Below are 25,752 nucleotides of genomic sequence, written 5' to 3' on the forward strand. Positions count from 1 at the left end.
AAATCTAAAATGGATTAACCTCTTCTTCCACCGCCATTACCACCTCTTGAACCTGACCCGCTTTCTCTTTGTGGCTGACTTTGTCTAGATTCCTGACTTGCACGCGGTGCCTCAGAACGTTGTGGTGCACTTTGCTGTGGTGCAGCGTTTCTTTGCGGTGCACTTTGTTGTGGTGCGCTTTGCTGTTGTCTCGCTGTATTTCCTGAGTATGATCTGTTTTCAGAATAACTTCTACTTGGTGCTTCTGTTCTTTGAACTGGAGCAGGTCTGTTTGTATTCATGCTGTTTTGTGAACTTGCTCTCGGAGCTTCAGCTCTTGGAGTTGAACTTGTTCTGTCAGTATTCATTCTGTTTTCAGAATATCCTCTAGAAGGATTCGTGTTGTTGTTTGTTCTTGGAGTATTGTCAACTCTTACCGGATTATTTCCTCTTACAGTGTTGTCATTGCTAGAACCTGGACGATTTGTGTTGTTAGTTCTATCAGAGTTTGTTCTGTTTTCAGCATAATTTCTGTTTGAATATCTGTTGTTGTCTCCTCCAGATGTTGACGTTCTTCCAGAATTTGGTCTACTGCCATTTGTGTTATAACTGTTTCTATTTGTTTCTCTGTTGGCAACACGTCTTTGGTCTAATTCGTATCTGTTGTTTACGTTAGCATGTCTTTGAGCAAAACTATTGTTAGGGCTCATTCTTTCGTATCCATAACTACGTCTTGATTGGTAAATCGCCGGAGCTCTGTAACTTCTACGAGTACTTACATAGTTATAATGATTGTTTACGTTGATATTGATGTTGATGTTACTTCTATATCTGTAAACAGGGTAAGGATGCCATGCTGTATAATAAGTTGGATAATAATTCCAGCCCCAGCTAGAAATGTAAGGTCTGTAATTGGTAACCCAAAAAGAAGTGTAAATTACTGGTACTACGCTGTAAACTGGTTCGTAAATATAATTGTCACCATACAAATAAGTGTTACCCACAACCTGTACATTTACTTTATTGTAATTGTCTCTTTCTACATCAATTGTAGCAACGTCTTGGTAAACATCACGATCTAAAACCGCCTGAATAATTACAACGTGAGTTCTGTCTTCTACAGATTCGATTACACGTAAATAATCGACTTGATTATCTCCGTTTAAATCAAGATTTGATATTTGATATTCTGGTTCGTTTAGACGTCTTTCAAAATCTTGAAGATTAGAAGATTCTCCAAAAATAGAGGCAACTGCTCTTAAATCTAAATTATCGCTTATATCTGAATTTTTTGCATATACAGTAGCACCAGCTTGTGCTTGGCAAGAAGTTATTGCTAGTGCGGCTACGGCTATTAAAAGTATTTTCGCTTTCATGGTAAATCATATTAAGATTAATATTCTGAGATATCCAATTACTGTGCCACAATTTAAAATCGTACTTTTTGGTTTTTAAAATATTCATTCTTAGAAGTTTAGTTTTTGTTTACTGTTCATACGTTTTGATTCGACAAAAAATGGCCTTAAAAATTATTATTTCTTAAAAAAAGGAAAACTTATTTGAGATGTTATAAATAATTGTATTTTAGCATTAACCAAATCAAATTTTTATGAAAAAACTTATACTATTTTGTGGTGCTTTTATATTATTGGTGTCTTTTACAACGCTTAATATTAGTCGAAAAGCAGTTGGAGGCGGTTTTACATCAATGAAAGTAGATACCTTATTTCAGGATAAAATTAGCATAAGAGCAATTTTAATCGATAAAAATAAAGTTTGGTACGGCGGCGATAACTCTCGTTTTGGCTACTTTGATTTGGATAAAAAAGAAAAATTTGAAGAGCATATTTATCGCGATACCCTTAAATTAGAATTTAGAAGTATTGCACAAACTTCTAAAGATATTTTTCTGTTAAGTGTTTCTAATCCAGCTTTACTTTATTCTGTTTCTAAAAAAACGATGAAAGTAAAGTTAGTTTACAAAGAAGTCAATCCAAAAGTGTTTTATGATAGTATGCAGTTTTGGAATGATAAAGAGGGTATTGCGATTGGCGACCCAACCGAAGATACTTTTTCTGTTGTTATAACCCGCGATGGGGGAGAAACCTGGACAAAATTACTTTCTGATAAATTACCGACAAATTCTACCGGCGAAACTGCCTTTGCTGCAAGTAATACCAATATTGTTGTAAACGGAGACGATACATGGCTGGTTTCTGGCGGTAAAAAAGCACGTGTTTTTTATTCACCGGATAAAGGAAAAACTTGGAAAGTTTCTGATACTCCAATTGTTCAGGGAAAAGCAATGACAGGAATTTTTACAGCAGATTTTTACGATTCTAAGCATGGATTTATTGCGGGTGGTGATTATGATCTTCCGAACAAAAAATCAGATAATAAAGCTTTTACCAAAGATGGTGGCAAAACCTGGGAATTAATTGGTCAGGATATGGGATTTGGATACGCGTCTTGTGTACAATATGTTCCGGGTGGAAATGGCAGAGAAATTATCTGCGTGGGTTCTGAAGGGATTCAGTATTCTCAGAACGGCGGCGAAAACTGGATGCAGTTGTCTACAGATTCTAAACTTTTCACCATTCGTTTTGTAAATAGAAATACTGCGATTGCTGCAGGACATAATAAAATAGTTCGACTTACTTTTAAGTAATAATAAATATACATTTAAACATAAAGTTCGCAAGGATTACACAAAGGTTACAAAGCTATTGATTATCTCATCAGCTTTGTAACCTTTGTGTTTTTACTAAGCCTTTAGAATTATCTTGCGTGTTTTACGGTTAATAGAATTGGAATTTGGAATTTCAAAAAATTGGAATTTCCCTTTTATAAATAACAAGACCCCTAAATAATAAAGTAAGTATTATTATAAAGGGGTCCTGCCGCTGTTGTTTTTTGGAGAAAAACGTTAATCTTTACCGGCTTTGTCGCGGTATTGCTGTAATAATTTTCGACTAAAATCGTCTTCTGATTTTTTAAGCTTCAATATTTTTTTTGCCGAAAGAATCTTTTTCAAATCCGTCATGTATTTTTCGCGCAAAACATATAATTGTTTGTCTGTGCATTCCATTTGAGAAAGAAGCGTTACGGCATCTTTTTCTGAAAGAGAATTGAGATTATCATCGTCAAGCTTGCGCATGTAAACTTTCATTTTAGAATGTCTTAATTCGAATTGTTTATCGTCATAAGCATTATAGATCGGCCAGAATTTTTCGGCTTCTGTAGAAGTTAATTCCAGCTCAGTAGTTAAAAAAGAAACTTTAAAAGCTTTAATTTTTTCACGCTTTTCATCAACTTTACCATTTTGCGCGTAAAATGAGAAACTTAACAGAAAGAGAATTAACGGAAGTATGTTTTTTATTTTCATCGTTTAAGTTTGTTTATTCAGAAATTAAGTGTTCTAAGTTTGGATTTGTAGATAAGATATCTTCGATGGTTTCGTTTTCCAGAGCGACGTCTTTATCTAATTTTTGAATGTCTTTTGTATCTAAGTTTTGAATTAAATCGTATTGATTTAAATTAGACTGATACGCTAAATACGTTTCTAAAGTAGCTTCGTCAAGATCATTTGAAGTTGCTCTGTAATTGTTTACTATCGGAATCATTAATGCAAAAACAATCATTGCAGCAGCAAGTATTGTTAAAACCTTTTTACGTTTGTAAAACGGAATTACTTTTACTTCTTTCTCCTCTTCATTTATTTTCTCTAAAACCTTTGCCGAAAAATTATCAAAATAATGCTCTGGAGTTTTAAACCCAGAATTTATTTTCGGTTCGTTTTCTAATTTAAATTCTTTCATAATATCTATAAGATTGTTTTTTTTACAAAAGGTTTAATTTGTTGTAACATATAATTCAATTTTTTTTACCGCATGATGGTAAGAAGCTTTTAAAGCACCAACCGACGTTCCTAAAATCTCGGCTATTTCTTCGTATTTTAATTCTTCAAAATATTTCATTTTAAAAACCAATTGCTGTTTTTCTGGCAGCATAACGATCGCTTTTTGGAGTTTAATCTGAATATCATCTCCGTCAAAATAAACATCGGCCTTTAGGTTGTCGATAGTTTTATTCTGCAGATCTTCAGATGTAATTCCGTTTAATTTTGCTTTTTGATTTAAAAAGGTCAAAGCCTCGTTAGTTGCAATTCTGTACATCCAGGAAAAAAGTTTACTTTCTCCTTTAAAGTTTTTTAGGTATTGAAATACTTTTACAAAAGTGTTTTGCAAAACATCATGTGCATCATCATGATTCAAAACAATGTTTCGAATATGAGAATACAATGGTTTTTGATAATCGGACAAGAGTTTCTGAAACGCTGTGTTCTGCGTTTTAGGGTCTAATAATTGTTGTATAAATTCCTTCTCGTCTGTCAAATTTTTTGATTTATCAAACCTTCTAAAGAGTTAGAATGCAATTTAAACAAAAGGTTTAATCAACCTTCAACTTTTTTTAGAATTCAGAATCTTCTTCCGGTTTTTTTGGTGCAGGTGCAACAGGTTTAGGTTTAGGTTTTACAGGCGCTGTGGTCTGTGGTGTAGTTTCTGCTGTGTTTTCTGTTGTCTGCGGTTTGTAAACTGGTGCAGCAACAACAGGAGCAACAACTTTTGGTTTCGTTGGGAAATAAATTTCGGTCATTAATTTAGATGGGCTTTTTACATCTAATTTACTAACAGTTAAAATTTCAAGATGTGACCAGCCTAAGTCCGGCATTATCTTTTGATTGTTGATGTAAGCAGTTGTTTTTGCAATTGCTTCCGGAGTATGAGAATAATCTCCTGTAAGCGTTGTTTTTACGCCTTCAAATTCATTTAATGTACCAGATAGGATATCACTTCCAGAACTAATAGAAATTTCTTTATTTATAGGTAAACAGATCGAAATTTTGGCTAATCCTTTTGCCGTGTCATAAGTATGGTAAATAATAAAAGGTTTTCCGTTTGTAGATAAACCATTTGTTTCACTAAAATGGATCAGTTTCGGAATTACAACTCTGGCATTTTTATTTACTTTTTGAATTTCGCTTGTAAAAGTTTGTTTAATATAAGGAGTTTCTGTTTTTCTTACCACTCCGTTTACTTTTATCGCATACGTTTTAGTTTCGTAATCCAGGTTTTTGTCAATATTTACAAGACTTTTTTCATAAATCGTTCCGATAACTTTATCAGAACCTCCGTGTAAAGCAGTATAAATTTTAAATAAAAAACTCATAGTACCCTTTGCTTTCCAGGTCAGTTTTGTTTTTCCTGCCAAAGTATCCTTAAGCGTCCAGTTTACATCGGCTTCAGTGCCGTCGTATTTCATTTTCTGGTTGATGCTTTCGCCGTCTTTAGTTTTAAGCGTAATTGAATTACCGCTTACTTCATCAGATCCAGTCCAATAAAAAGTAGCGCCGTTGCCAATTGTTTTATTTGGAAAAGTCATCTTTATCGAAGAATCCTCAAGAGCCCAAGATTCAAAATCTTCGTAATTTCTAAAATCATTAATATAATTGTACACCGTTGTCCTTGGCGAATTAATCACCTTGCTTCTTTCTACAGTAAAAACTCCTTTTTGGGTAGCAACAAAAACGGTAAGGGCAACTAAGCTTAATAACGCTAAAAGAAATAAATATTTTAAAATCTTCATTGGTGTAGGTTGTTTGGTGTCGTAAAGTTATAAATTTTATTGCGAGTCTCAGCTAATTGCAGAAAAATTAAAATGATACCTTGATAATAAACGCCTTCAATAAAACGATTCAAACTAATTTTAATTGTAGATTTTTAAGATTTCTTCAAAAAATATCAAATACAAATAACTGATTTACCTTTTAAAAAAGAACTTAATCACAAACAAAAGCGCAATAAAAAGTAAAAAGGCAAGTAATACTTTGTAGTTTCCTTTGTAAAAAATTTTATGAAGTGCCAGATCTTTACGATAAGCAAATATCATGATGATTATAAAAGCGATAAGAAAACAGACTGCGAATATTAATTGTCCCTGACTAAACATAGTTTAAATTTTTTTTGACAAATTTAGATAATTGTATACGAATTGTTGCTAATTTGCATTTCAATTCATCAAATAAAATCGGGAAATTGCAAGATTTGAAATAAACAGCGCAGATAAGGGTTGTGATGGGATATTTACATTCAGAAAAAAACAAAAATAAATATTATGAAAAAACAACTTGATGCAGTAACAGAATTTCATACTGCTTTTAAAATAGGTTACAGCCAGACACCAGTTGCAGATTTAGGAAGTACAAAAAAAATACTTCGTTATAATTTGATGAAAGAAGAAAACGAAGAATATCTTGAAGCAGTTGAAAATAATGATTTGGTTGAAATTGCCGATGCACTTGGAGATATGATGTACATTTTATGCGGTACAATTATTGAGCACGGTCTGCAAGATAAAATCGAAGCTGTTTTTGATGAAATTCAACGCAGTAATATGAGTAAATTAGGCGAAGACGGCCAGCCAATTTATCGCGAAGACGGAAAAGTAATGAAAGGTCCGAATTATTTTAAACCTGATTTTTCGAAATTATTATAAAAAAATAAACCCCGACAATTTTAAAACTGTCGGGGTTTTATATTTAAAAACCTTTTTGATTATTGAACTTTAACGGTCCATCCAAAAGTATCTTCAGAAAGTTTATTTTGAAGACTTGTTAGTTTTTCTTTTAAAAGAGAAGCATAAGAATTCTCGATCGGTGTCATTTCGTAATACTCGTCTTGGTAAGAGAAACCTTTAATTACACTGATAACTGCAGCAGTTCCAGCACCAAAAATTTCTTTTAAAGAACCGTTTTTAGCAGCTTCAACCAATTCTGAAACTATTACTGGGCGAACTTCTACTTTAAGACCTTCTTTTTCTGCCATTGCAATTAAACTTTTTCTGGTAATACCATCCAAAATTCTTTCGCTTACAGGCGCAGTCAATAAAGTATCGTTAATTCTAAAGAATACGTTCATAGTTCCCGCTTCTTCCAGTTTTGTATGCGTAGCATCATCTGTCCAGATAACTTGTTGGAAACCATCTTTGTTAGCCAGGTTTGTTGGGTAAAATTGCGCAGCATAATTTCCTGCAGCTTTTGCAGCACCAATTCCGCCGTTTGCAGCTCTACTATAATGTTCTGCAATAATTACTTTTACTTCACCTCCATAATATGCTTTTGCAGGAGAAAGTAAAATCATAAATTTATATTCGTCAGAAGGATTTGCGATTACGCCAGGACCTGTAGCAATCATAAATGGGCGAATGTACATACTTGCGCCATTTCCTCTCTGAATCCAGTCTTTGTCTAATTTCAATAATTCATTCAAACCATCTAAGAAAATAGATTCCGGAACTTCTGGCATCGCCATTCTTACCGCAGAATTATTAAAACGCTTGTGGTTTTCATCCGGTCTAAACAACCAGACGTCATTATTGTCATCTTTATAAGCTTTCATTCCTTCAAAAATAGCCTGCCCGTAATGGAAGACTTTTGAAGATGGATCCATTAAAATAGGAGCATAAGGTTTAATGACAGGATTTTGCCATTGCCCGTTTTTATAATCACATTCTAATAAATGGTCTGTAAAAACAGAACCAAAGCTTAAGTTTTCAAAGTCTACTTCATTTATTTTTGTAGAAGTTGCTTTTAAGATTTCAATTTTGCTTGTCTGAGTTGTAAGCATAGTAATATAAGTTTTTTATGAAATTCTCACCTTCAAAGAAATCTAAAGTGATGAATTGGTGTTAAATAGAATTTATTGAATGCAAAATTACGTAAAAATATATAATTTCCTTAGTAAAAATGCATTATTTGCAGGCTTTAACTGAGATTTATTTATCCTATAATAAACTTAAATATTTAGCTGGTTTTTATAAAGAATTTATGAAAAAACTATCGATTTTTAAGGCTTTACGCATTTGTTTTGATTAATTTTGACTGATAAAAGGGCTTGAAAACCAATAAAATTGCCTTATTAAATTCGGAAAAAGTGGAAAGAGAAATAATTAAAACGCTAGATGGTTCAACCACAATTCATTTGAAAGAATGGGATGAATGTTACCATTCTAAACACGGAGCAATCCAGGAAGCAAAACACGTATTTATTAAAAACGGATTGAATTTATTTGTGGATAAACCGGTAAGTATTCTTGAAATAGGATTTGGTACAGGTTTAAATGCTTTTATTACTTTTTTGGAATCAGAGCAAAAAAATCAAAAGATAGATTATGTTGGAGTAGAAGCATATCCTGTAAATGCGGAAGAAGTTTTGGCTATGAATTATGTGACGGAACTTGATGCATTGGAATTTGATAACATTTTTGAGAAAATGCATAAATGTGAATGGAATGTAAAGAACGAAATTTGCGCTCAGTTCTCGTTAACCAAAAGAAAACAATTTTTTGACGAAATAGACGATTTTGAAATTTTTGATTTGATTTACTTTGACGCCTTTGGATTTCGCGTTCAGCCAGAGCTTTGGAGTACTGAAATTTTTCGAAAAATGTACAATAGTTTGAAGCCAAACGGTGTTTTGGTGACATACGCAGCTCGCGGAGTTGTTAAAAGAAGTATGATTGAAGTTGGATTTACTGTAGAAAAATTGGCAGGACCTCCAGGGAAAAGAGAGATGTTTCGAGCCTTTAAAAACGTTTAAATGAGTTATTTAAAACGATTCTAGATTGAAGTATCTGTTTTAAGAAAACGTATTCGTTGATAAAGTTTTTAAAAAAATAAGTTAAAAATGATCGTTATATGAGTTATTTGTCTACATTTGGTGCGAGTTTAAAAATAGAGATAACCCCCGAAAATCTAATTTTATTATGTCAAAAATGATGTTTGATTACACGAAATCAATACTTGAGAGAGTAAGTTTCGACCCGATACTTTTCTGTAAAGAACTAGAAAAAGCTATCAGAACACTGTTACCATACGAAATGGAGCAATTGCAAGAATGGTTATTAAATTTTATTATTGAAAAACCAGAACTAAAACAAAGTTTACTGCTAATTAAAGTATAAAAAAAGGAGCCAAATTGGCTCCTTTTTTATTTTTATTTCTTTTGCTGCAGCGGACTTATGATCTGCACATTCTGAAAAACAATGGCTCCTTTTACAACGCCGGCGATTGTAGATCGGATGGCATCGATAATTTGCATTTTTAATTCGCTTTTAGGGTAAATCAAACTTACTTCACGAGCAGGTTTTGGTTCCTTAAAGTTTCGTAGTTTCAGTTTATCGGATTCTTTTAAGTCTAAAGTGTGCAAGTACGGAAGTAACGTTGTACCAAGACCTTCGTCTGCTAATTTTATAAGCGTTTCAAAACTACCACTCTGAATCTGGAAATTGTTTTGATCAATGTCAGAACCATTTTTACACAAATTCAAAATTCCGTCTCTAAAACAGTGACCGTCTTGTAAAAGTAAAATTTCATTAATATTTAAGTCAGCAACTTCAATCTCTTCTTTCTGATAACTAGCATGATGCTCTGGTATATAAGCTACAAAAGGCTCAAAATACAAAACAATCTCTTTTATTTTTTCGTCTTCCAAAGGTGTAGCGGCAATTGCAGCATCTAAATGTCCGTTTTTTAATTTCAGAATAATTTCATCTGTATTAAGTTCTTCAATTAAGAGTTTAACTTTTGGATACTTCTTAATAAAGTTATTTAAAAACATTGGCAGCAGCGTAGGCATAATTGTTGGAATAATTCCTAAACGAAATTCGCCGCCAATAAAACCTTTTTGTTGTTCAACAATATCTTTAATTCTATCCGCTTCGTTTACGATGTTTTTGGCTTGATTAACAATTTTCTGACCAATATCTGTAAGCTGAATAGGTTTTTTGCTTCTGTCGAAAATCAGAATGTTTAATTCTTCTTCGATTTTCTGAATCTGCATGCTTAAAGTAGGCTGAGTAACAAAACATTTTTCGGCAGCTAGAGTGAAATTTTTATGTTCGGCAACAGCTAACACATATTGTAATTGAGTTATCGTCATATTGATAGTAATTTTTGATGCAAAAATAAGAAAATATAATTTTTATTTATATAAATTTTTAGAAACTTACTTTAAATTTGTAGTAAATTAGTGTAAAAATCAAGATTATGAAAACAAATATTTTAGGATTACCTGTAAAAGAATCAGAATTATTAGTAAAAGAATTAAATGTATTATTAGCCAATTTTCAGGTATATTATCAAAATCTAAGAGGAATTCACTGGAACATTCGCGGAAAACGTTTCTTTGATCTGCATGTAAAATTTGAAGAATTATATACGGATGCACAGCTAAAAATTGATATGATAGCAGAAAGAGTTTTAACGATAGGAGGAACGCCGCTGCATACGTTTGAAGATTATATCAAAAACAATAAATTGACAGTTGGAAAAAATATCTCTAACGACGAAAAAGCGGTGCAGCTTATTGTAAATTCGTTGTCGGATTTATTAAAAATAGAACGCGAAATTTTGAATAAATCAGCAGAAATTAACGATGAAGGTACGAATTCTATGATGAGTGACTTCATTGCCGAGCAGGAAAAAACAATTTGGATGATGAATGCATGGCTGGAAGAGTCATTGTAAATATCTAATTATAAAATACTTAAATCAGAATGATGAAGCTTTGTCATTCTGATTTTCTATTTATGTTAAATTTCTATAAAATTTTTAGCCTCTAAGCTTTGATTTTATTTCTTTAACACTATTTTTGCCCCAATGAAATTAGTTGCACGCATATTATTATTCATCTTTATTGCTTTCTTATCGACCCCGACAATTGTTCAGGCGTTAAAGAAAAGCAACGGTGCAACTATGTCTGTAAGCCTTTCTGAAGAAGAAGTTCATAAAGAACTTAAATCTGTAATGCATCATGTAATTTTAGATCATGAAATTTTATTGCCGGTTTATATTCAGAAAAAAACAATCGTATCTGAAAATATTGTAAAACTTGACAATATTTCTCCGAGCATATTTGCTCCACCTCCCAACTTGGTATAATACTTCCGATTATTTTGAACTTAACCGCATTTTTATAAATGGGGAAAATCTTTAATGAATCATTTTTTTAGTATTGTATTATGACAAAAAAAATCAATCTTTTTGCCAACCTTAAGTCTGACTTTGCTTCAGGTTTAGTGGTTTTCCTGGTGGCTCTTCCGTTGTGTTTAGGTATTGCAATGGCTTCTGGAGCGCCTTTATTTTCTGGTATTATCGCAGGTGTAATTGGTGGTATAGTAGTAGGTTACTTAAGCCAGTCTCACATTAGCGTTTCTGGACCAGCAGCTGGTTTAACAGCGATTATTTTAACAGCTATCACTGATTTGGGAGCATTTGATGTCTTTTTAATGTCTGTATTTATTGCTGGATTAATTCAATTAGCATTAGGATTTTTAAAGGCCGGAAGTATCTCCAATTATTTTCCAACAAATGTTATCGAAGGAATGCTTGCAGGTATCGGAATCATTATCATCTTAAAACAATTGCCTCACGCTTTTGGTTATGATGCAGATTTTGAAGGCGATCAGGCTTTTATACAAAACGACGGAAGCAATACTTTCTCGTTCTTGTTTAATATCTTAAATCACATTCAGTTAGGAGCCGTTGTGATCTCCTTAATTTCATTGGTAATCTTAATTTCCTGGGATAAAATTTCATTCTTAAAAAACTTAAAACTAGTACCGGGCGCGCTTGTTGCCGTAATCTTAGGCGTAGTTTTAAACGAAATATTTATTTCAACCGGAAGTTCATTGGCAATTGCAAAAGAACATTTAGTTTCTTTACCAGTTCCAAAATCTTTCGATGAATTTAAATCGATTATCATAACACCAAATTTTGCTGCAGTTACAAATCCGAAAGTTTGGGTTGTAGGTATCACAATTGCGATTGTAGCTTCGATTGAAACTTTATTATGTATTGAAGCTTCTGATAGAATGGACGTTCAAAAACGATATACTAATACCAATGTAGAGCTTAGAGCTCAAGGAGTTGGTAATATTATCAGTTCACTTTTAGGAGGTTTGCCAATGACATCTGTTGTCGTAAGATCTTCTGCAAACAACAATGCAGGAGCAAAATCAAAAATGTCGGCAATCATTCACGGTGTACTTTTATTAATCAGTGTTTTATCTGTTCCTGCCATTTTAAATAAAATTCCGCTGGCAACATTAGCAACCGTTTTAATATTAGTTGGATATAAATTAGCAAAACCAGCAACGTTCTTTCATTTCTGGCACAAAGGAAAATATCAATTTATACCTTTCATTGCAACTTTAGTATTTGTAGTAGCTACAGATTTACTTAAAGGTGTTGCTTTAGGAATCATCATCAGTATTATTTTTGTTTTAAGAGGAAACTTAAAAAGAGCTTACAGCTTTAAAAAAGAAGAATACGAAGACGGAGATGTTATTCATATTGATTTGGCGCAGGAAGTTTCATTTTTGAATAAAGCAGCTATCAAATCCACCTTAAATGATATTCCAGAGAATTCTAAAGTAATTATCAATGCACACGATACAGAATATATTGCACACGATGTTTTAGATTTAATTCGTGAATTTAAAGAAACCAGAGCAATTGATGCGAATATCAAAGTGAAACTGAAAGGGTTTAAGAAAGCGTATGAATTAGAAAATTCTCCAGAAATCAACAATCATGTTACTATAGAGCATTATTATGATGTTGCAAAAAGAGCAATGGTTCAGAAAGAAGTAGCAAAAGAAGAGTTTAAATAAAAAATAAATTAACAAATTAAGGTATTTATGTAGTGATAGAAATGTCAAAATTTAGGTAACTTTACCGTTAAGTTCTTTTTGACAGGTTCACATATTAAAAACGCCGAAAAAAATATAAAGAAAATGAGAAAGTTTTATGAGCAGTTATTAGAAAACAATAAAAAGTGGGTAGAAAATTCATTAGCGTTAGATCCAAATTATTTTGCAGATTTAGCAAAAGGACAATCGCCACCTTTATTATGGATTGGATGCTCTGACAGCCGTGTTCCTGCAAATGAAATTGTTGGTGCAAAACCGGGAGAAGTATTTGTACACAGAAATATCGCTAATATGGTGGTACATTCTGATATGAATATGCTAAGTGTTTTAGATTATGCTGTAAATGTGCTAAAAATTAAACACGTTATTGTTTGCGGACATTACGGTTGTGGTGGTGTAAAAGCTGCAATGGGAAATCAGTCTGTTGGAATTATCGATAACTGGATTCGTCATATTAAAGATGAATACCGTCTTCACGATAAATACTTGAATTCTATTGAAGATGAAACTGAGCGTTTTAATGCTTTTGTTGAAATCAATGCAAAAGAACAAGTTTACAATTTAGCTAAAACGTCAATTGTTCAAAATGCTTGGAAAAACGGACAAGATTTAATGCTTCACGGATGGGTGTACGGTTTAAATTCAGGTTTTGTAACCGATTTAAATGTAAATATCGCTTCGAATGAAGAATTGGATGAAGTTTATCAATTGAAATTTTAATAAATAAAAGATATTTATAAATAAAAAATCGCCTCAAAAGGGCGATTTTTTTTATTCGTTTTCGTCAAGATTTTCATTGAATGCCGATGGCAACATGGTCGGTATAAATTTTATTAATATTGGTAATAACAAACTGCCGCCGGGAAGTAAAAAGATGGTAAGTGACGGAATGGTTTTACAAATATCTAAAAGTTGTTTTTTTACTTTCTTCTTTTCCTTTGCATCCAGATCTCTGGTAGTAGAATACGCAAGAAGAACCACTAATTCTTTGCTTTGCATAATTTCCTTTACCAATCTGTTTTTATTTCTAATAATCAGTTTTACAACGCTGTGTGTCATCTGATCGTAAAAATGTTTTACAGGATTAGAATAATTAAAATATGGAATCTTCTTTTTATGCGTAGTGATAAAAGTATGCGTTGTATCAATACTTGTAGTTACAAAATCATCAGAAATGCCCATCATAGAGCCTAACGAATATAAAAAGTAAGCTTCTTCATTTTCTACAACACCATCGCTCCATAAAGCCATTCCGGCCATATCGATAAGATAATATTGCTCTAATTTATTTTTGAAATGATCCAGATGTAAGCTTTCGAGCGTATCAACCGTAATTTTAGAAAACTTTGAATATCTAATCGAAGCTTCAAAAAGTTTAATTAGTAAATCGTCGTGCTGCGATTTTACAGGTTTGGTTTTTAATGCCAAAGCTACAATGCCCAAAACAGTTTCCTCAATTCGTTTTAAGTATTTTTCTGGAATTTGCCCGTGCTCTAAATATTGTCTAAAGGCTAAAACATCAATAAACAATAAAGCATTGGTAACTAAATGCGAGAAGTTTTTGCTGATGATACTGTCATTAGTTTGTACACGCTCATCAATTATGGTTTCTAAAGAAAAAGAAGGACTGTCTTTTGGAAGTAAAATTTTAAACAGATTAAATCCCTCCGGATTCATTTCTTTGTAAAACTTTAAAACCTCGGTAATAAAATTTTTAGGTTCAGACTCTCTTCTTTCTAAACAAAAAACATGGTATAAGGTATTTAAAAGTGCTACTTTAGAAATTTCGGTTTTAAACCAGCCTTTTATATGAATAGGAATCTGAGAATCAACAGCTATGATATGTCCATAGATAAAGCCAGTCTCTCTTACTTTATAGTAAAAAGAATCTGTAGTCTCAAAAGGAATCGCCTCTGAAAACTTCTGTTCACTAAAAAACTTATCTATCCAGCCTGCTGCTGATGGATTAATCATTGCGCTTAAATTTGCTGCAAAGCTATATCTTTTTCTTGTTCTAAAATTATTTTTAAATGAAATAACCACTAGATTTTGTGAAAAAATAGTGGTTATCAGATATTTTACTTAATAATTCCAGCACAAGCAACTCTTCCGCCGGCATTTCCTGTAGGCTGTGTTGTAAAATCATCAGTACCCTGATGTACAATTAAACCTTTACCAAGAACATCTTTGTTTGCATCTCCACATCCTACACACCATTCATCTGTAGTTAAAGTGATAGTTCCGTTACCTTTTGCATCTGCAGTAAAGTTCCCAATATCACCTTTATGATATTCTCCAACTCCCCATTTTCCGTGCTTTTTAAAAGTCGGATTCCAGTGTCCTCCGGCAGAACTTCCATCGGCAGAACTACAATCAGCTTTTTCGTGAATATGAATAGCATGCACTCCAGGTTGTAAACCCGTTATTTTTGCAACAAAAGTAACTTTACCATTTTTTTCAGTAAAAGTAGCAGTTCCCGCTACAGTACTATTGCTTTTTGGCTCAAGGGCAACAGTCAAAGTTTTGGCATCATTTGATTTTGTATTGGTCTTACAACCAATAATTAAGGCTGTAATTATAGCGAAAGAAACGATCAATTTTTTCATAAATGTGTGCTTTTAAATTAAAGATTAAGTAAATTTAACATAAATAATCCAAATATTTCGGGCGAGAAAGTTAAAAAAAAGTCAAACTATTCACATTAATTTAAGTATTCGCCCAGAAAAGAACTCAGAAATATTGCGTAAATTCGTAGGTAATTATTGAAAGAAAAAAGATCTAATTTATTAAAATACAATTCATAACGATATGATAAAAAATATTTTCACCCTTGTCATTTTTAGCTTTTTGGTACTCTCTTGCAAATGCACAAAAACAGATTCGGTTTCTAAACTCGACGGAAATTGGGAACTCAATTATATTACCGGACCAAGAATTACTTTTGATGGTTTATACCCGAATAAAAAACCAACAATAAATTTTGATACCAAAGAAAATAGGGTTTCTGGAAACAGCAGCTGTAATTCGTACAATGGAAAACTAAGTGTAACAGGAAACAAAATTGATTTTACGCAGCCCATGATGATGACCAAAATGATGTGCGGAGACGGGCAGGGCGAACAGGTTTATATGAGTACGCTTCAAAAGGTTACTTCGTACGACATTACAGATGATGGCAAAACCCTGAATTTTATGTCAGGAGATATCGCTATGATGCGATTTACTAAAAAATAAGATTTTCATTTTTTAACAATGCTAATATTTATTTTATGAAAACTAAATTATCCATATTATTAGTGTTATGTCTTTTAAATCTTTCTGTTTTTGCACAGCAGAAAACCAAGAAAGAACTAAAAGCAGAAAAAGAATTGCAACGACAGAAAGAAATCGAAGCCTTAATAGATTCGAAAGATTTTGTATTTGAAGCCCAGAAAGTCACGCCACAAGGAGGAAGGTTCATTATTTTGGATTATAATACTTATTTTTTAAAATTTAATACTGAAAAAACAACTTGCGATCTCCCTTTTTTCGGACGTGGTTTTAATGTTCCATACGGAGGAGGAGACGGCGGCATTAAATTTGAAGGTACGCCGGAAAATATAAGAGTCGAAAAAAAGAAAAACAGTTATATTTTTAGGGCTACTGTAAAAGGTAAAAATGATGTTTACGATTTGTTGTTTTCTATTTTTAATAATAAAACGGCATCACTTTCTATAAACAGTAATAATAGAGCATCAATATCTTACGATGGTTTGATAACCGCTCCTAAGAAGACCGATAAATAATTAAAGTTTTTCTAAATATAAAAACGCCCGTTATTCATTAAATAACGGGCGTTTCTTTATAAATATTTTTAAGGTTTTATTTGGCTGTTTTAACCTCATAAATAGCATTAACCATTCCGTTTTTTGGAGAATCCAGCGTAAGTTCCCAGAACATAATTCCTCCCAGTTTTTTAGCTTTTACGTATGCCGTTTTCTCTTTTATAGATTTAAGATCGTCAGAAGTAGCAAAAGTTTTTGTACCGGCATTATACCAATATGGTGCTTTTGCTTTATCATCCCAGAAATATTTCCAGCCATTTGCTTCGGTGTAAGTAGTCGCAAAATCTTTAAAACTAGTACCTTCAATATGTTCGCCAGCTTGGTAAAGACCATTATTTACATTCTCAACATTTTTCCATGTTCTAGAATAAAATGCACCGCCAATAACCAGTTTTTCAGCAGGAACTCCTTGTTTTAATAAAAATTCAACCGCTCTGTTTGTCGATTCTTCTTTTGGATTTGTACTATATAAAGGCGTGTGATGTCCAGTAACTTTGGAATATCCGTTTACCAAATCATAACTCATAATGTTTACGCGATTTACTAAAGGCGCTACTTTTTTCCATTCAATAGATTCATCCAAGTATTTCTGAAAACCTCCAGCAGCAAAACTCAATTCGTAGTTTTTCCCTAAAGTACTACGCAGAATTTTGATCAGTTCCGTAAAATTAGTTTTATCAACTGGTTGAAATAAATGCCCTGGAAGCCCTTCAATAGCAGGATATTCCCAATCAAGATCTAAACCGTCAACTTTAAAATAAGTACTTACTTCTTTTACAGACTGAGCAAATTTTAATCTTCCTTCGGCAGTAGAAAATGCGGCAGAACAAGGTTCGCAGCCACCCCAGCCGCCAAGTGATAAAACAATTCTTAACTGCGGGTTAGTCGCTTTTAGAGAAACCAAATGTTTGATTGTGATAGAATCTTTTGGAGAATCAACACTAAGTTTTCCTTCTTTTAAATGACAGAAACTAAAAATAATTTGATTTAGTTTACTGACTTCGTAATTGTCAATAATTTTATCATCGCCTGTGTAATAAGCAATAACGTCCATTTTTTTATTTTTTTGCGCAAAGATATTTGTAGTACAAATACAAAATAAAAATAATGCAATTAGGTTAATCTGTATCATTATCTGTTTTTTGAGTTTTAGAATGCTAAAAGTAAAACATTAGAATTGAAAAATAACTATTAAATATACCTTGAAAGCCTAATTTTAACGAAGTTTTTGCAAATCAATGCAAAAATATTGCGTGGCTGGATTTAAATCCTATAAGTGATATAAGTTCAATCAAGCAGAACACGCAAAGTAGTTTTACAAAAAAATAAATGAACTTATATCACTTATATGGTGAAAAAACAAAAATATAAACCCGCATTGTTTCGGACAAATGCGGGTTTAAACAAATTAAAAGCTAAAAACTATTTTTATATTAGAAGCAGTATGTATTTTCTGCAACTAATTTAGAAGCGATTGTTTCTCTCAATGCTACTACGTTTGGTAAGTTTGTGTATTTTGTAAAACGTTTTAATCCCATTAACATCATACGTTGTTCGTCACCTTCAGAGAAAGAAGCAATACCTTCTTTTCCTTTTTGGTTTACGATATCTACAGCTTTGTATAAGTATAATTTTGCCATAGCAATTTGCTCTTGTACTTTAGCTTCACCTTCTTTTTTCGCTAATTTCTCTGTTCTCAAGATTGTACTTTCAGCAACGTAGATTTCAATTAAGATATCAGAAGCAGCCATTAATAACTGTTGGTGAGCATCTAAATCTGCACCATATTTTTGAACAGCACTTCCTGCAACCATTAAGAAAACTTTCTTAAGATTAGCAACAATTCCTTTTTCTTCTGCAAATAATTCAGAGAAATCCGGAGTATCAAAAGATGGAATTCCCATTAATTCTTCCTGAACTTTCATGGCTGGTCCAAGTAAATCAACGTGACCTTTCATCGCTTTTTTGATCAACATACCAACAGAAAGCATTCTGTTGATTTCGTTTGTTCCTTCGTAAATTCTAGCGATACGAGCGTCTCTCCAGGCACTTTCCATTGGAGTATCTTCTGAGAATCCCATTCCACCAAAAATCTGAATTCCTTCGTCAGCACAGTTCTGAACATCTTCTGAAACAGCCACTTTCAAAATAGAACATTCGATAGCAAATTCTTCAACACCTTTCAATTCAGCTTCTTGATGAGAAGTTCCTTCCGCTTCACGAGCAGCAATTCTGTCTTCGATATTTTTTGCAGCACGGTAAGAAGCACTTTCTCCTGCATAAGCGCTAGTTGCCATTTCTGCTAATTTAGAACGAATAGCGCCAAAACTAGCAATAGGAGTGTTGAACTGAATTCTTTCGTTTGCATATTTTACCGCACCAGAAGTAACTCTACGTTGCGCATCTAAACAAGCAGCAGCCAATTTAATACGACCAACATTTAAAGCATTCATAGCGATTTTAAAACCGTTTCCTCTTTCAGATAACATGTTTTCAACAGGAACTTTTGTATCGTTGAAGAAAACCTGACGAGTAGAAGATGCACGAATTCCTAATTTATGCTCTTCTTCATTCATAGAAATTCCGTTTGACGGATCGTTTTCTACGATGAAACCTGTAATATTTTTATCATCACCAATACGGGCAAAAACGATGAAAACGCTGCAGAAACCTGCATTCGAAATCCACATTTTTTGACCTGTAATTAAATAATGAGTTCCGTCTTCAGATAAAACCGCTTTAGTTTTTCCTGAGTTTGCATCAGATCCTGCGCCTGGCTCAGTTAAACAATAAGAACCAAACCATTCGCCAGAAGCCAATTTCGGAACGTATTTTTTCTTTTGTTCTTCAGTTCCATAAAGTGTAATTGGCATTGTACCAATTCCTGTATGAGCACCAAAAGCAGTTGAGAAAGAACCAGTTGCCCCAGAAATGTAGTCACAAACTAACATTGTAGAAACAAATCCCATTCCTAATCCGCCGTATTCTTCCGGAACCGCAACTCCAAGAAGTCCAAGTTCACCAGCTTTACGCATAGAAGCTTCAGTGTATGCGTAATCTTTCTTTTCAAAACGATCTTTATGCGCCCATAATTCTTTGTCAACGAACTCTTTTACAGAGTCACGCATCATTACTTGCTCTTCTGAGAAATCTTCTGGTGTGAAGATATCCTCGCATTTTGTTTCTTTTACTAAAAACTGCCCCCCACGGGTTACGTTTTTTTCGATAGTTTCTGCCATTGCTTTTGTTTTTTATGAAAGAAAATAGAGTATAGAGAAGAGAAAATAGACTTTACTTTAGTCCATTTTGAAAACCCATTGTCATTCTTTGGAATTCTTCTATTTTAATTTCTAATTGGTTAAATTGTTTTTCGTTTATGTATTTTCTATGCGTTGCAATCAATAATTGTGTAACAAGTTCAAATGAAGAACCAAGAGAAATGTCTAAAAAATGACTGAAAGATTTATCAGTTCTCGACGAACCTTCTGCAATATTACTAGGCATCGAAACAGAGCATCGACTTATTTGAGAACTCAAATCATATCTTTCATGTTTTGGAAATTCGATTAATAAATCTGATATTTCATTTGCAATTGAAATTCCAATCTGCCAAATTTTCAAGTTCTTATAATTATGCCGCATTCTAAAATCTTTATTCTATTCTCTATATTCTATTTTCTCTTTTTAAAGAACTTCGTAAATCCCCGCAGAACCTTGTCCAGTTCCAACACACATACTCACAATTCCGTATTTATTTCCTCTACGTTTCATTTCGTCAAATAACTGAACAGAAAGTTTAGCTCCCGTACAACCTAGCGGATGTCCTAAAGCAATCGCACCACCGTTTACGTTTACGATATCTGGATTTAAACCTAACTCACGAATTACCGCTAAAGACTGAGAAGCAAAAGCCTCATTTAATTCCACCAAGTCAATATCTTTTAAATCTAAACCAGCTTGTTTCAACGCTTTTGGAATTGCTTTTACAGGACCAATACCCATAATTCTTGGTTCAACTCCAGAAGAAGCAAAATTTACTAATCTTGCAATTGGTTCAAGGTTTAATTCTTTTACCATTTCTTCGCTCATAATTAAAACAAAAGCAGCACCATCACTCATTTGAGAAGAGTTACCAGCGGTTACGCTTCCGTCAGCAGCAAAAACTGGTTTTAAACCTGCTAATGCAGCAACCGATGTTCCGGCTCTTGGACCTTCGTCTTGTTTTACTACGTATGATTTTGTTTCTTTTTTACCATTTTCATTAATGAAAGTCTGATCTACAGTAATTGGAACAATTTGTTTGTCAAATTTTCCTTCTGCCTGTGCTTTCAACGCTTTCATGTGAGAGTTGTAAGCAAACTCATCCTGATCTTCTCTAGAGATTTTATATTGGTTCGCAACCGCTTCGGCAGTAAGACCCATTCCCCAATAGTAATCTTCGTGACCTGCGGCTGCGACTTTATAATCCGGAGTTGGTTTGTAACCTCCCATCGGAATAAAACTCATACTTTCTGCACCACCAGCGATGATACAATCTGCCATTCCAGACTGGATTTTAGCTGTTGCCATTCCGATAGTTTCTAATCCAGATGCGCAGTAACGGTTTACAGTAACCCCAGGAACGTCTTCAACTTTTAATCCCATTAATGAAATTAAACGACCAACGTTCAATCCTTGTTCTGCTTCCGGCATGGCATTTCCTACCATAACGTCATCAATACGTTTTTTGTCAAAATCAGGCAGTTCATCCATCATAAACTGAATGGTTTCTGCAGCTAATTCATCAGGTCTTTTAAATCTAAAAACCCCTTTTGGTGCTTTTCCTACCGCAGTACGGTAAGCTTTAACTATATATGCTGTTTTCATTTGTTTTTGTTTTTTAAGATTATAGAAAATAGATCACAGAAAATAGACTTCAAAGTCCAATCTATATTCTATTCTCTTTATTCTATATTCTAATTACGAAGTGGTTTTCCTTTAGTTAACATGTATTGAATTCTCTCCAATGTTTTTCTCTCAGTACATAAACTTAAGAAAGCTTCACGTTCGATATCTAATAAATATTGCTCAGAAACTAAAGTCGCTTCAGATAAATCACCACCAGCCATTACATACGCCAGTTTGTTTGCGATTTTTTTATCGTGTTCAGAAATGTATTTACCAGCTTCCATTTGATCCGTTCCTACTAAGAACATTCCAAGAGCCTGTTTTCCTAAAACCTTAACATCAGTTCTTCTGATAGGTTGTGTATAACCTGCTTCTGCCATTAACAGTGCATGTTTTTTAGCTTCAGCAATCTGACGATCTTTGTTTACTACGATAATATCTTTTCCATGTTGAAGAAGTCCAGTGTCAAAAGCTTCGTAACCAGAAGTCGAAACTTTAGCCATAGCAATCGTTAAGAAATACTCTTGAAGAACATTCAACTCCACATCATTTTTGCGGAATAAATCCGAAGCTCTTAAAGCCATTTCTTTAGATCCACCACCACCAGGAAGTACACCAACACCAAATTCAACTAATCCCATATACGTTTCTGCAGCAGCAACAACTTTGTCAGCGTGTAAACTCATTTCACATCCACCGCCAAAAGTCATTCCGTGAGGCGCCACAACTACAGGGATTCCTGAGTAACGTACGCGCATCATAGTATCTTGGAACAATTTGATCGCCATGTTCAATTCGTCATATTCCTGCTCAACCGCCATCATGAAAATCATTCCGATATTAGCACCAACAGAGAAATTCGCTGCCTGGTTTCCAATAACTAAACCTTGGTATTCTTTTTCAGCTAAATCAATAGCTTTATTGATTGCCTGAAGTACATCGCCGCCAATTGTATTCATTTTAGATTGGAATTCTAAATTCAAAATTCCGTCTCCTAAATCTTCAATAATAGCACCGCTGTTGCTCCAAACTTTTTTGCTTTCGCGAATGTTGTTCAGAATAATAAATGAATCCTGTCCAGGAACTTTTACCTGAGATTTTGTTGGAATGTTGTAGAAGAAAGTTGCACCCTCTTTTACAGTATAGAAACTTTCGCTTCCAGAAGCAAGCATTTCAGTAACCCATGCAGCAGGCTCTAAACCTTCTGCTTTCATGATTTCAATTCCTTTGGCAACGCCGATAGCATCCCAGATTTCGAATGGACCATTTTCCCATCCAAAACCAGCTTTCATGGCATCGTCAATTTTGTATAATTCGTCTGAAATTTCAGGAATTCTGTTTGAAACATAAGCGAACATTCCAGCGAAACTTTTTCTGTAGAATTCTCCCGCTTTGTCTGTTCCTTTTACTAAAACTTTAAAACGATTAATTGGTTTATCGATAGTTTTAGTTAATTCAAGCGTTGCAAAATTTGCTTTTTTCGCAGCGCGGTATTCCAATGTATCTAAGTCTAAAGAAAGAATGTCTTTATCTACTTTTTTATAAAAACCTTGGCCAGTTTTAGAACCTAACCAATTATTTTCCATCATTTTGTTGATGAAATCAGGAAGTTTAAACAATTCGTGTTGTTCGTCGTTCGGACAGTTTTCGTAAATACCGTTAGCAACGTGTACCAAAGTATCCAATCCAACAACGTCAACGGTACGGAAAGTTGCTGATTTTGGACGACCAATAACTGGTCCAGTCAATTTATCAACTTCTTCAATCGTTAACCCCATTTCTTTTACTAAATGGAATAAACTCTGGATTCCGTAAATACCAATTCTGTTTCCGATAAATGCCGGAGTATCTTTAGCAACAACCGAAGTTTTTCCTAAAAATTTAGATCCGTATTCGTTTAAGAAATCCAATACTTCAGTTGAAGTTTTTGGGCCAGGAATGATTTCAAATAATTTTAAGTAACGCGCAGGGTTAAAAAAGTGTGTGCCGCAGAAGTGTTGTTGAAAATCTTCGCTTCTTCCTTCGCTCATAAAATGAATCGGAATACCAGAAGTATTAGAAGTAACCAAAGTTCCCGGTTTACGGAATTTCTCGATTTGCTCGAATACCAATTTCTTGATATCCAAACGTTCTACAACAACCTCAATAATCCAGTCTACATTGGCAATTTTTGCCATGTCGTCTGTCGTATTTCCAGTCGTAATTCTGTTTGCGAATTTCTGACTGTAAATAGGAGAGGGTTTTGATTTTAATGAATTTGCTAAATGCTCGTTTACAACACGGTTGCGAACAGCTTTACTTTCAAGTGTTAAACCTTTTTTAGCTTCAGCTTCTGTCAACTCGCGAGGCACGATGTCAAGCAGTAAAACTTCAACACCAATATTGGCAAAATGACAAGCTATACCTGAACCCATAATTCCGGATCCAATTACAGCAACTTTTTTAATTGTGCGTTTCATTTTCTGTATTTTCTGTTTGATTAAATATGTTTTTATCCTGAATTAATTCGTTTATGATTTCAGAAACTTCAATAAAATGTTGGAGTTTTTCGTCTGAAACATGTTTTCTTACGGTTTCATTAAATTTTAAAACCGTGTTTTTAGATAAATCTCTTTTTTCTTTTCCAAATTCAGTTAGGTATATCAAAACACCACGACCGTCACTTGGGTTTTTTTTGCGAACAATAAGACCTTTGTCTTCCATTGATTTTAATGTTCTTGTAAGGCTGGTTGCTTCCATGCCCATTCTCGGCCCTAAAGCTGTAGATGGAGTTCCTTCTTCTTTGTCCATACTCAAAAGTGCAAATCCCGTTGCCATTGTAGCATCGTATTTTGCAGCTTCTTCGTTGTACATTCTTGATACAGCCTGCCAAGTTGCTCTTAAAATATAATCTATCGTTTTATCTTTCATATGTAACTATATCGATTTCAAATATAATCAAAAAATACTATGCATGCATATAAATTTTGAATAAATTTTTGGTTAGTAATAAAATTTCTCTGAAATAGAGTGGTTTAGGTTAGTTTTTTTAATTTGAAATATAGTGAAACTTAAAAATAAATCCCAATATTTAAATCTAAATTCTAAATTCCAATTGTTGCATTTTCATTCAAGGTTAATCAATACAAGCTTTAGATTGGAATTTGGAATTTTATTATTGGAATTTTAATTTAAGTATTAGTTTTTAAATCATATTTAGCCAATGCTTTCTCCAGTGTTTTTCTCATCCGGTTTCGTAAATTCTCAGGATGTAAAACTTCAATTCCATCACCAAAACCAAAAAGAAGACGCTCCATCTCATAATTAGGAGAAAGAAACAAATGCACAATAATACTTTTATCATCATTCTCTTTGATTAACCTTTGCGTATGATGTAATGGTTTTGTAATAACATACGGCGCATTTGTAGCATCTATCCAAAGTTCAATTTTTCTGGGGTTTAAACCCGAATTTACGGTAACACCAATTACATTTTTATAAAATAAATCAGCATCAAAATCTTCTTCTATATAAGGAAGATTAAAATCGTAATCAATAGCAATAATTCTATCCAAAGCCAAATTGGTAATGGGCTGAGAAGCTTTCATTTTTCCAATTAAAAACCACCTGTTATTAAATTCCTTTAAAATAAAAGGATGAAAATGAAACGTACTTTCTTCTCGAGATTTAAAAGATTTATATGTTATCACCAAAACCATTTTCTTGATAATCGCCTGATAAATTTCATCCAGATAATGCAAGCCTTTTAGATTTTCGTTTTTATCCAGATAAATAACCGGTTTGGTATGCGATTTTTCCGCATAGATTTTATCTTCCAGACGCTGTAGAATATCCGATACATCACTAAAAAGAGAGAAATCTTTAAACTGTTTCAACATCGAAACCGTTTCCGTCAAAACATTAATATCGGTCTCCGTAAGTGGAATATCGGTAATCGTAAAATCTTCGTCTTCGTATTTATAATACTTTTTATCGTACACCACAATTGGTGCGTTATAACCGAGTTTCTCACTTCGCATCATCTGAATATCCATTTGAATGGTGCGTTTACTAATCGGAATCTGCCTTCCTTCATATTCTTCTAAAGCCTGAGAACAGCATTCGATTAAATCTTCCAATGTCCATTGTCTGTATTTATTCTGCAGACATTTGTCGATGGTTTTGTAACGGATTAAGGCGTTTTTATTTTGTGACATAGTTTTTTTTTAAAGTTGCAAAGACACAGAGGGACAAAGGCACAAAGTTTTATTAGCCAAAGTAACCATAATCTTTGTCATCCTGACGAAGGAAG

26 protein-coding genes are annotated in these 25,752 nt (G+C 33.5%); 10 read left to right on the top strand and 16 right to left on the bottom strand.

Annotated features, from left to right (window positions below; translation table 11 throughout):
* Window positions 1-14: 14 nt before the first annotated feature.
* On the bottom strand, window positions 15-1,355 hold the full coding sequence (locus EV144_RS13170; RefSeq protein ID WP_134149469.1) for a hypothetical protein: 1,341 nt from the start codon (window positions 1,353-1,355) through the stop codon (window positions 15-17).
* A 233-nt stretch (window positions 1,356-1,588) separates the two neighbouring features.
* Here EV144_RS13170 and EV144_RS13175 point away from each other — a divergent pair, with 233 nt between their 5' ends.
* On the top strand, window positions 1,589-2,647 hold the full coding sequence (locus tag EV144_RS13175) for a WD40/YVTN/BNR-like repeat-containing protein (protein WP_134149471.1): 1,059 nt from the start codon (window positions 1,589-1,591) through the stop codon (window positions 2,645-2,647).
* Between the two features lie 258 nt (window positions 2,648-2,905).
* Here EV144_RS13175 and EV144_RS13180 read toward each other — a convergent pair whose 3' ends face one another.
* From EV144_RS13180 to EV144_RS13195, 4 genes are all read right to left on the bottom strand, one after another.
* Window positions 2,906-3,364 carry a sensor of ECF-type sigma factor gene (locus tag EV144_RS13180; protein ID WP_134149473.1) on the bottom strand — a complete coding sequence of 153 codons (459 nt, stop codon included), beginning with the start codon at window positions 3,362-3,364 and terminating at the stop codon, window positions 2,906-2,908.
* 13 nt (window positions 3,365-3,377) lie between these two features.
* Entirely contained in the window at window positions 3,378-3,797 is a 420-nt protein-coding gene (locus EV144_RS13185) for a hypothetical protein (RefSeq protein ID WP_134149475.1), read from the bottom strand.
* 33 nt (window positions 3,798-3,830) lie between these two features.
* A complete protein-coding gene (locus EV144_RS13190; protein ID WP_134149476.1) occupies window positions 3,831-4,373 on the bottom strand; it encodes an RNA polymerase sigma factor in 543 nt (180 codons plus the stop codon).
* Window positions 4,374-4,449: 76 nt separating this feature from the next.
* Entirely contained in the window at window positions 4,450-5,625 is a 1,176-nt protein-coding gene (locus EV144_RS13195; protein ID WP_134149478.1) for an SRPBCC family protein, read from the bottom strand.
* A gap of 528 nt (window positions 5,626-6,153) precedes the next feature.
* On the opposite strand from EV144_RS13195, the gene EV144_RS13205 reads away from it, so the two are divergent.
* Window positions 6,154-6,534: a nucleoside triphosphate pyrophosphohydrolase family protein gene (locus EV144_RS13205; RefSeq protein ID WP_134149482.1), complete on the top strand. Its 381-nt coding sequence runs from the start codon at window positions 6,154-6,156 to the stop codon at window positions 6,532-6,534.
* A gap of 59 nt (window positions 6,535-6,593) precedes the next feature.
* On the opposite strand, the gene EV144_RS13210 is transcribed toward EV144_RS13205, so the two are convergent.
* Window positions 6,594-7,664, bottom strand: coding sequence for a branched-chain amino acid aminotransferase (locus tag EV144_RS13210; RefSeq protein ID WP_134149484.1), 1,071 nt, complete (start codon window positions 7,662-7,664; stop codon window positions 6,594-6,596).
* Between the two features lie 306 nt (window positions 7,665-7,970).
* Here EV144_RS13210 and mnmD point away from each other — a divergent pair, with 306 nt between their 5' ends.
* Complete coding sequence (mnmD, locus tag EV144_RS13215) at window positions 7,971-8,636, top strand: tRNA (5-methylaminomethyl-2-thiouridine)(34)-methyltransferase MnmD (protein ID WP_134149486.1); 666 nt, start codon at window positions 7,971-7,973, stop codon at window positions 8,634-8,636.
* 166 nt (window positions 8,637-8,802) lie between these two features.
* Window positions 8,803-9,000, top strand: a complete 198-nt coding sequence (locus tag EV144_RS13220; RefSeq protein WP_134149487.1) for a hypothetical protein — start codon at window positions 8,803-8,805, stop codon at window positions 8,998-9,000.
* Between the two features lie 32 nt (window positions 9,001-9,032).
* Here the strand turns inward: EV144_RS13220 and EV144_RS13225 are convergent, their stop codons facing one another.
* Window positions 9,033-9,977, bottom strand: coding sequence for a LysR substrate-binding domain-containing protein (locus tag EV144_RS13225; protein ID WP_134149489.1), 945 nt, complete (start codon window positions 9,975-9,977; stop codon window positions 9,033-9,035).
* A gap of 107 nt (window positions 9,978-10,084) precedes the next feature.
* On the opposite strand from EV144_RS13225, the gene EV144_RS13230 reads away from it, so the two are divergent.
* The 4 genes from EV144_RS13230 to can all read left to right on the top strand — a co-directional run bounded on the left by EV144_RS13230 (window position 10,085) and on the right by can (window position 13,470).
* Window positions 10,085-10,564: a Dps family protein gene (locus EV144_RS13230; RefSeq protein ID WP_134149490.1), complete on the top strand. Its 480-nt coding sequence runs from the start codon at window positions 10,085-10,087 to the stop codon at window positions 10,562-10,564.
* A gap of 132 nt (window positions 10,565-10,696) precedes the next feature.
* A complete protein-coding gene (locus EV144_RS13235) occupies window positions 10,697-10,978 on the top strand; it encodes a hypothetical protein (protein WP_134149491.1) in 282 nt (93 codons plus the stop codon).
* A gap of 80 nt (window positions 10,979-11,058) precedes the next feature.
* Complete coding sequence (locus EV144_RS13240) at window positions 11,059-12,711, top strand: SulP family inorganic anion transporter (protein ID WP_134149493.1); 1,653 nt, start codon at window positions 11,059-11,061, stop codon at window positions 12,709-12,711.
* A 123-nt stretch (window positions 12,712-12,834) separates the two neighbouring features.
* Window positions 12,835-13,470 (top strand): carbonate dehydratase, encoded by a 636-nt coding sequence (gene can, locus EV144_RS13245; RefSeq protein WP_057120879.1) that lies wholly within the window; start codon window positions 12,835-12,837, stop codon window positions 13,468-13,470.
* 51 nt (window positions 13,471-13,521) lie between these two features.
* Here the strand turns inward: can and EV144_RS13250 are convergent, their stop codons facing one another.
* Together EV144_RS13250 and EV144_RS13255 are read right to left on the bottom strand one after the other, a co-directional pair.
* On the bottom strand, window positions 13,522-14,724 hold the full coding sequence (locus EV144_RS13250; protein ID WP_134149494.1) for an LETM1-related biofilm-associated protein: 1,203 nt from the start codon (window positions 14,722-14,724) through the stop codon (window positions 13,522-13,524).
* Between the two features lie 104 nt (window positions 14,725-14,828).
* Window positions 14,829-15,356: a superoxide dismutase family protein gene (locus EV144_RS13255; protein ID WP_134149496.1), complete on the bottom strand. Its 528-nt coding sequence runs from the start codon at window positions 15,354-15,356 to the stop codon at window positions 14,829-14,831.
* Window positions 15,357-15,558: 202 nt separating this feature from the next.
* On the opposite strand from EV144_RS13255, the gene EV144_RS13260 reads away from it, so the two are divergent.
* Together EV144_RS13260 and EV144_RS13265 are read left to right on the top strand one after the other, a co-directional pair.
* Complete coding sequence (locus tag EV144_RS13260; RefSeq protein WP_134149497.1) at window positions 15,559-15,984, top strand: META domain-containing protein; 426 nt, start codon at window positions 15,559-15,561, stop codon at window positions 15,982-15,984.
* Window positions 15,985-16,019: 35 nt separating this feature from the next.
* Complete coding sequence (locus EV144_RS13265; protein ID WP_134149499.1) at window positions 16,020-16,535, top strand: DUF4251 domain-containing protein; 516 nt, start codon at window positions 16,020-16,022, stop codon at window positions 16,533-16,535.
* A 76-nt stretch (window positions 16,536-16,611) separates the two neighbouring features.
* Here EV144_RS13265 and EV144_RS13270 read toward each other — a convergent pair whose 3' ends face one another.
* The 7 genes from EV144_RS13270 to EV144_RS13300 form a co-directional block, all read right to left on the bottom strand.
* Window positions 16,612-17,628 carry a glycoside hydrolase family 18 protein gene (locus EV144_RS13270; protein ID WP_243854666.1) on the bottom strand — a complete coding sequence of 339 codons (1,017 nt, stop codon included), beginning with the start codon at window positions 17,626-17,628 and terminating at the stop codon, window positions 16,612-16,614.
* 379 nt (window positions 17,629-18,007) lie between these two features.
* Window positions 18,008-19,813 (bottom strand): acyl-CoA dehydrogenase family protein, encoded by a 1,806-nt coding sequence (locus EV144_RS13275; RefSeq protein WP_134149502.1) that lies wholly within the window; start codon window positions 19,811-19,813, stop codon window positions 18,008-18,010.
* A 52-nt stretch (window positions 19,814-19,865) separates the two neighbouring features.
* Window positions 19,866-20,216, bottom strand: a complete 351-nt coding sequence (locus EV144_RS13280; RefSeq protein WP_134149503.1) for a four helix bundle protein — start codon at window positions 20,214-20,216, stop codon at window positions 19,866-19,868.
* 42 nt (window positions 20,217-20,258) lie between these two features.
* Window positions 20,259-21,440 (bottom strand): thiolase family protein, encoded by a 1,182-nt coding sequence (locus EV144_RS13285; protein WP_134149505.1) that lies wholly within the window; start codon window positions 21,438-21,440, stop codon window positions 20,259-20,261.
* Window positions 21,441-21,529: 89 nt separating this feature from the next.
* A complete protein-coding gene (locus tag EV144_RS13290) occupies window positions 21,530-23,920 on the bottom strand; it encodes a 3-hydroxyacyl-CoA dehydrogenase/enoyl-CoA hydratase family protein (protein ID WP_134149506.1) in 2,391 nt (796 codons plus the stop codon).
* Complete coding sequence (locus EV144_RS13295) at window positions 23,904-24,371, bottom strand: MarR family winged helix-turn-helix transcriptional regulator (protein WP_134149507.1); 468 nt, start codon at window positions 24,369-24,371, stop codon at window positions 23,904-23,906. Before EV144_RS13295 ends, EV144_RS13290 begins: the two co-directional genes overlap by 17 nt.
* A gap of 260 nt (window positions 24,372-24,631) precedes the next feature.
* Complete coding sequence (locus EV144_RS13300; RefSeq protein ID WP_134149509.1) at window positions 24,632-25,657, bottom strand: helix-turn-helix transcriptional regulator; 1,026 nt, start codon at window positions 25,655-25,657, stop codon at window positions 24,632-24,634.
* Between the last annotated feature and the right edge of the window lie 95 nt (window positions 25,658-25,752).

Origin of the sequence: Flavobacterium sp. 270 (assembly GCF_004368785.1) — a bacterium.
Taxonomy (GTDB): Bacteria; Bacteroidota; Bacteroidia; order Flavobacteriales; family Flavobacteriaceae; genus Flavobacterium.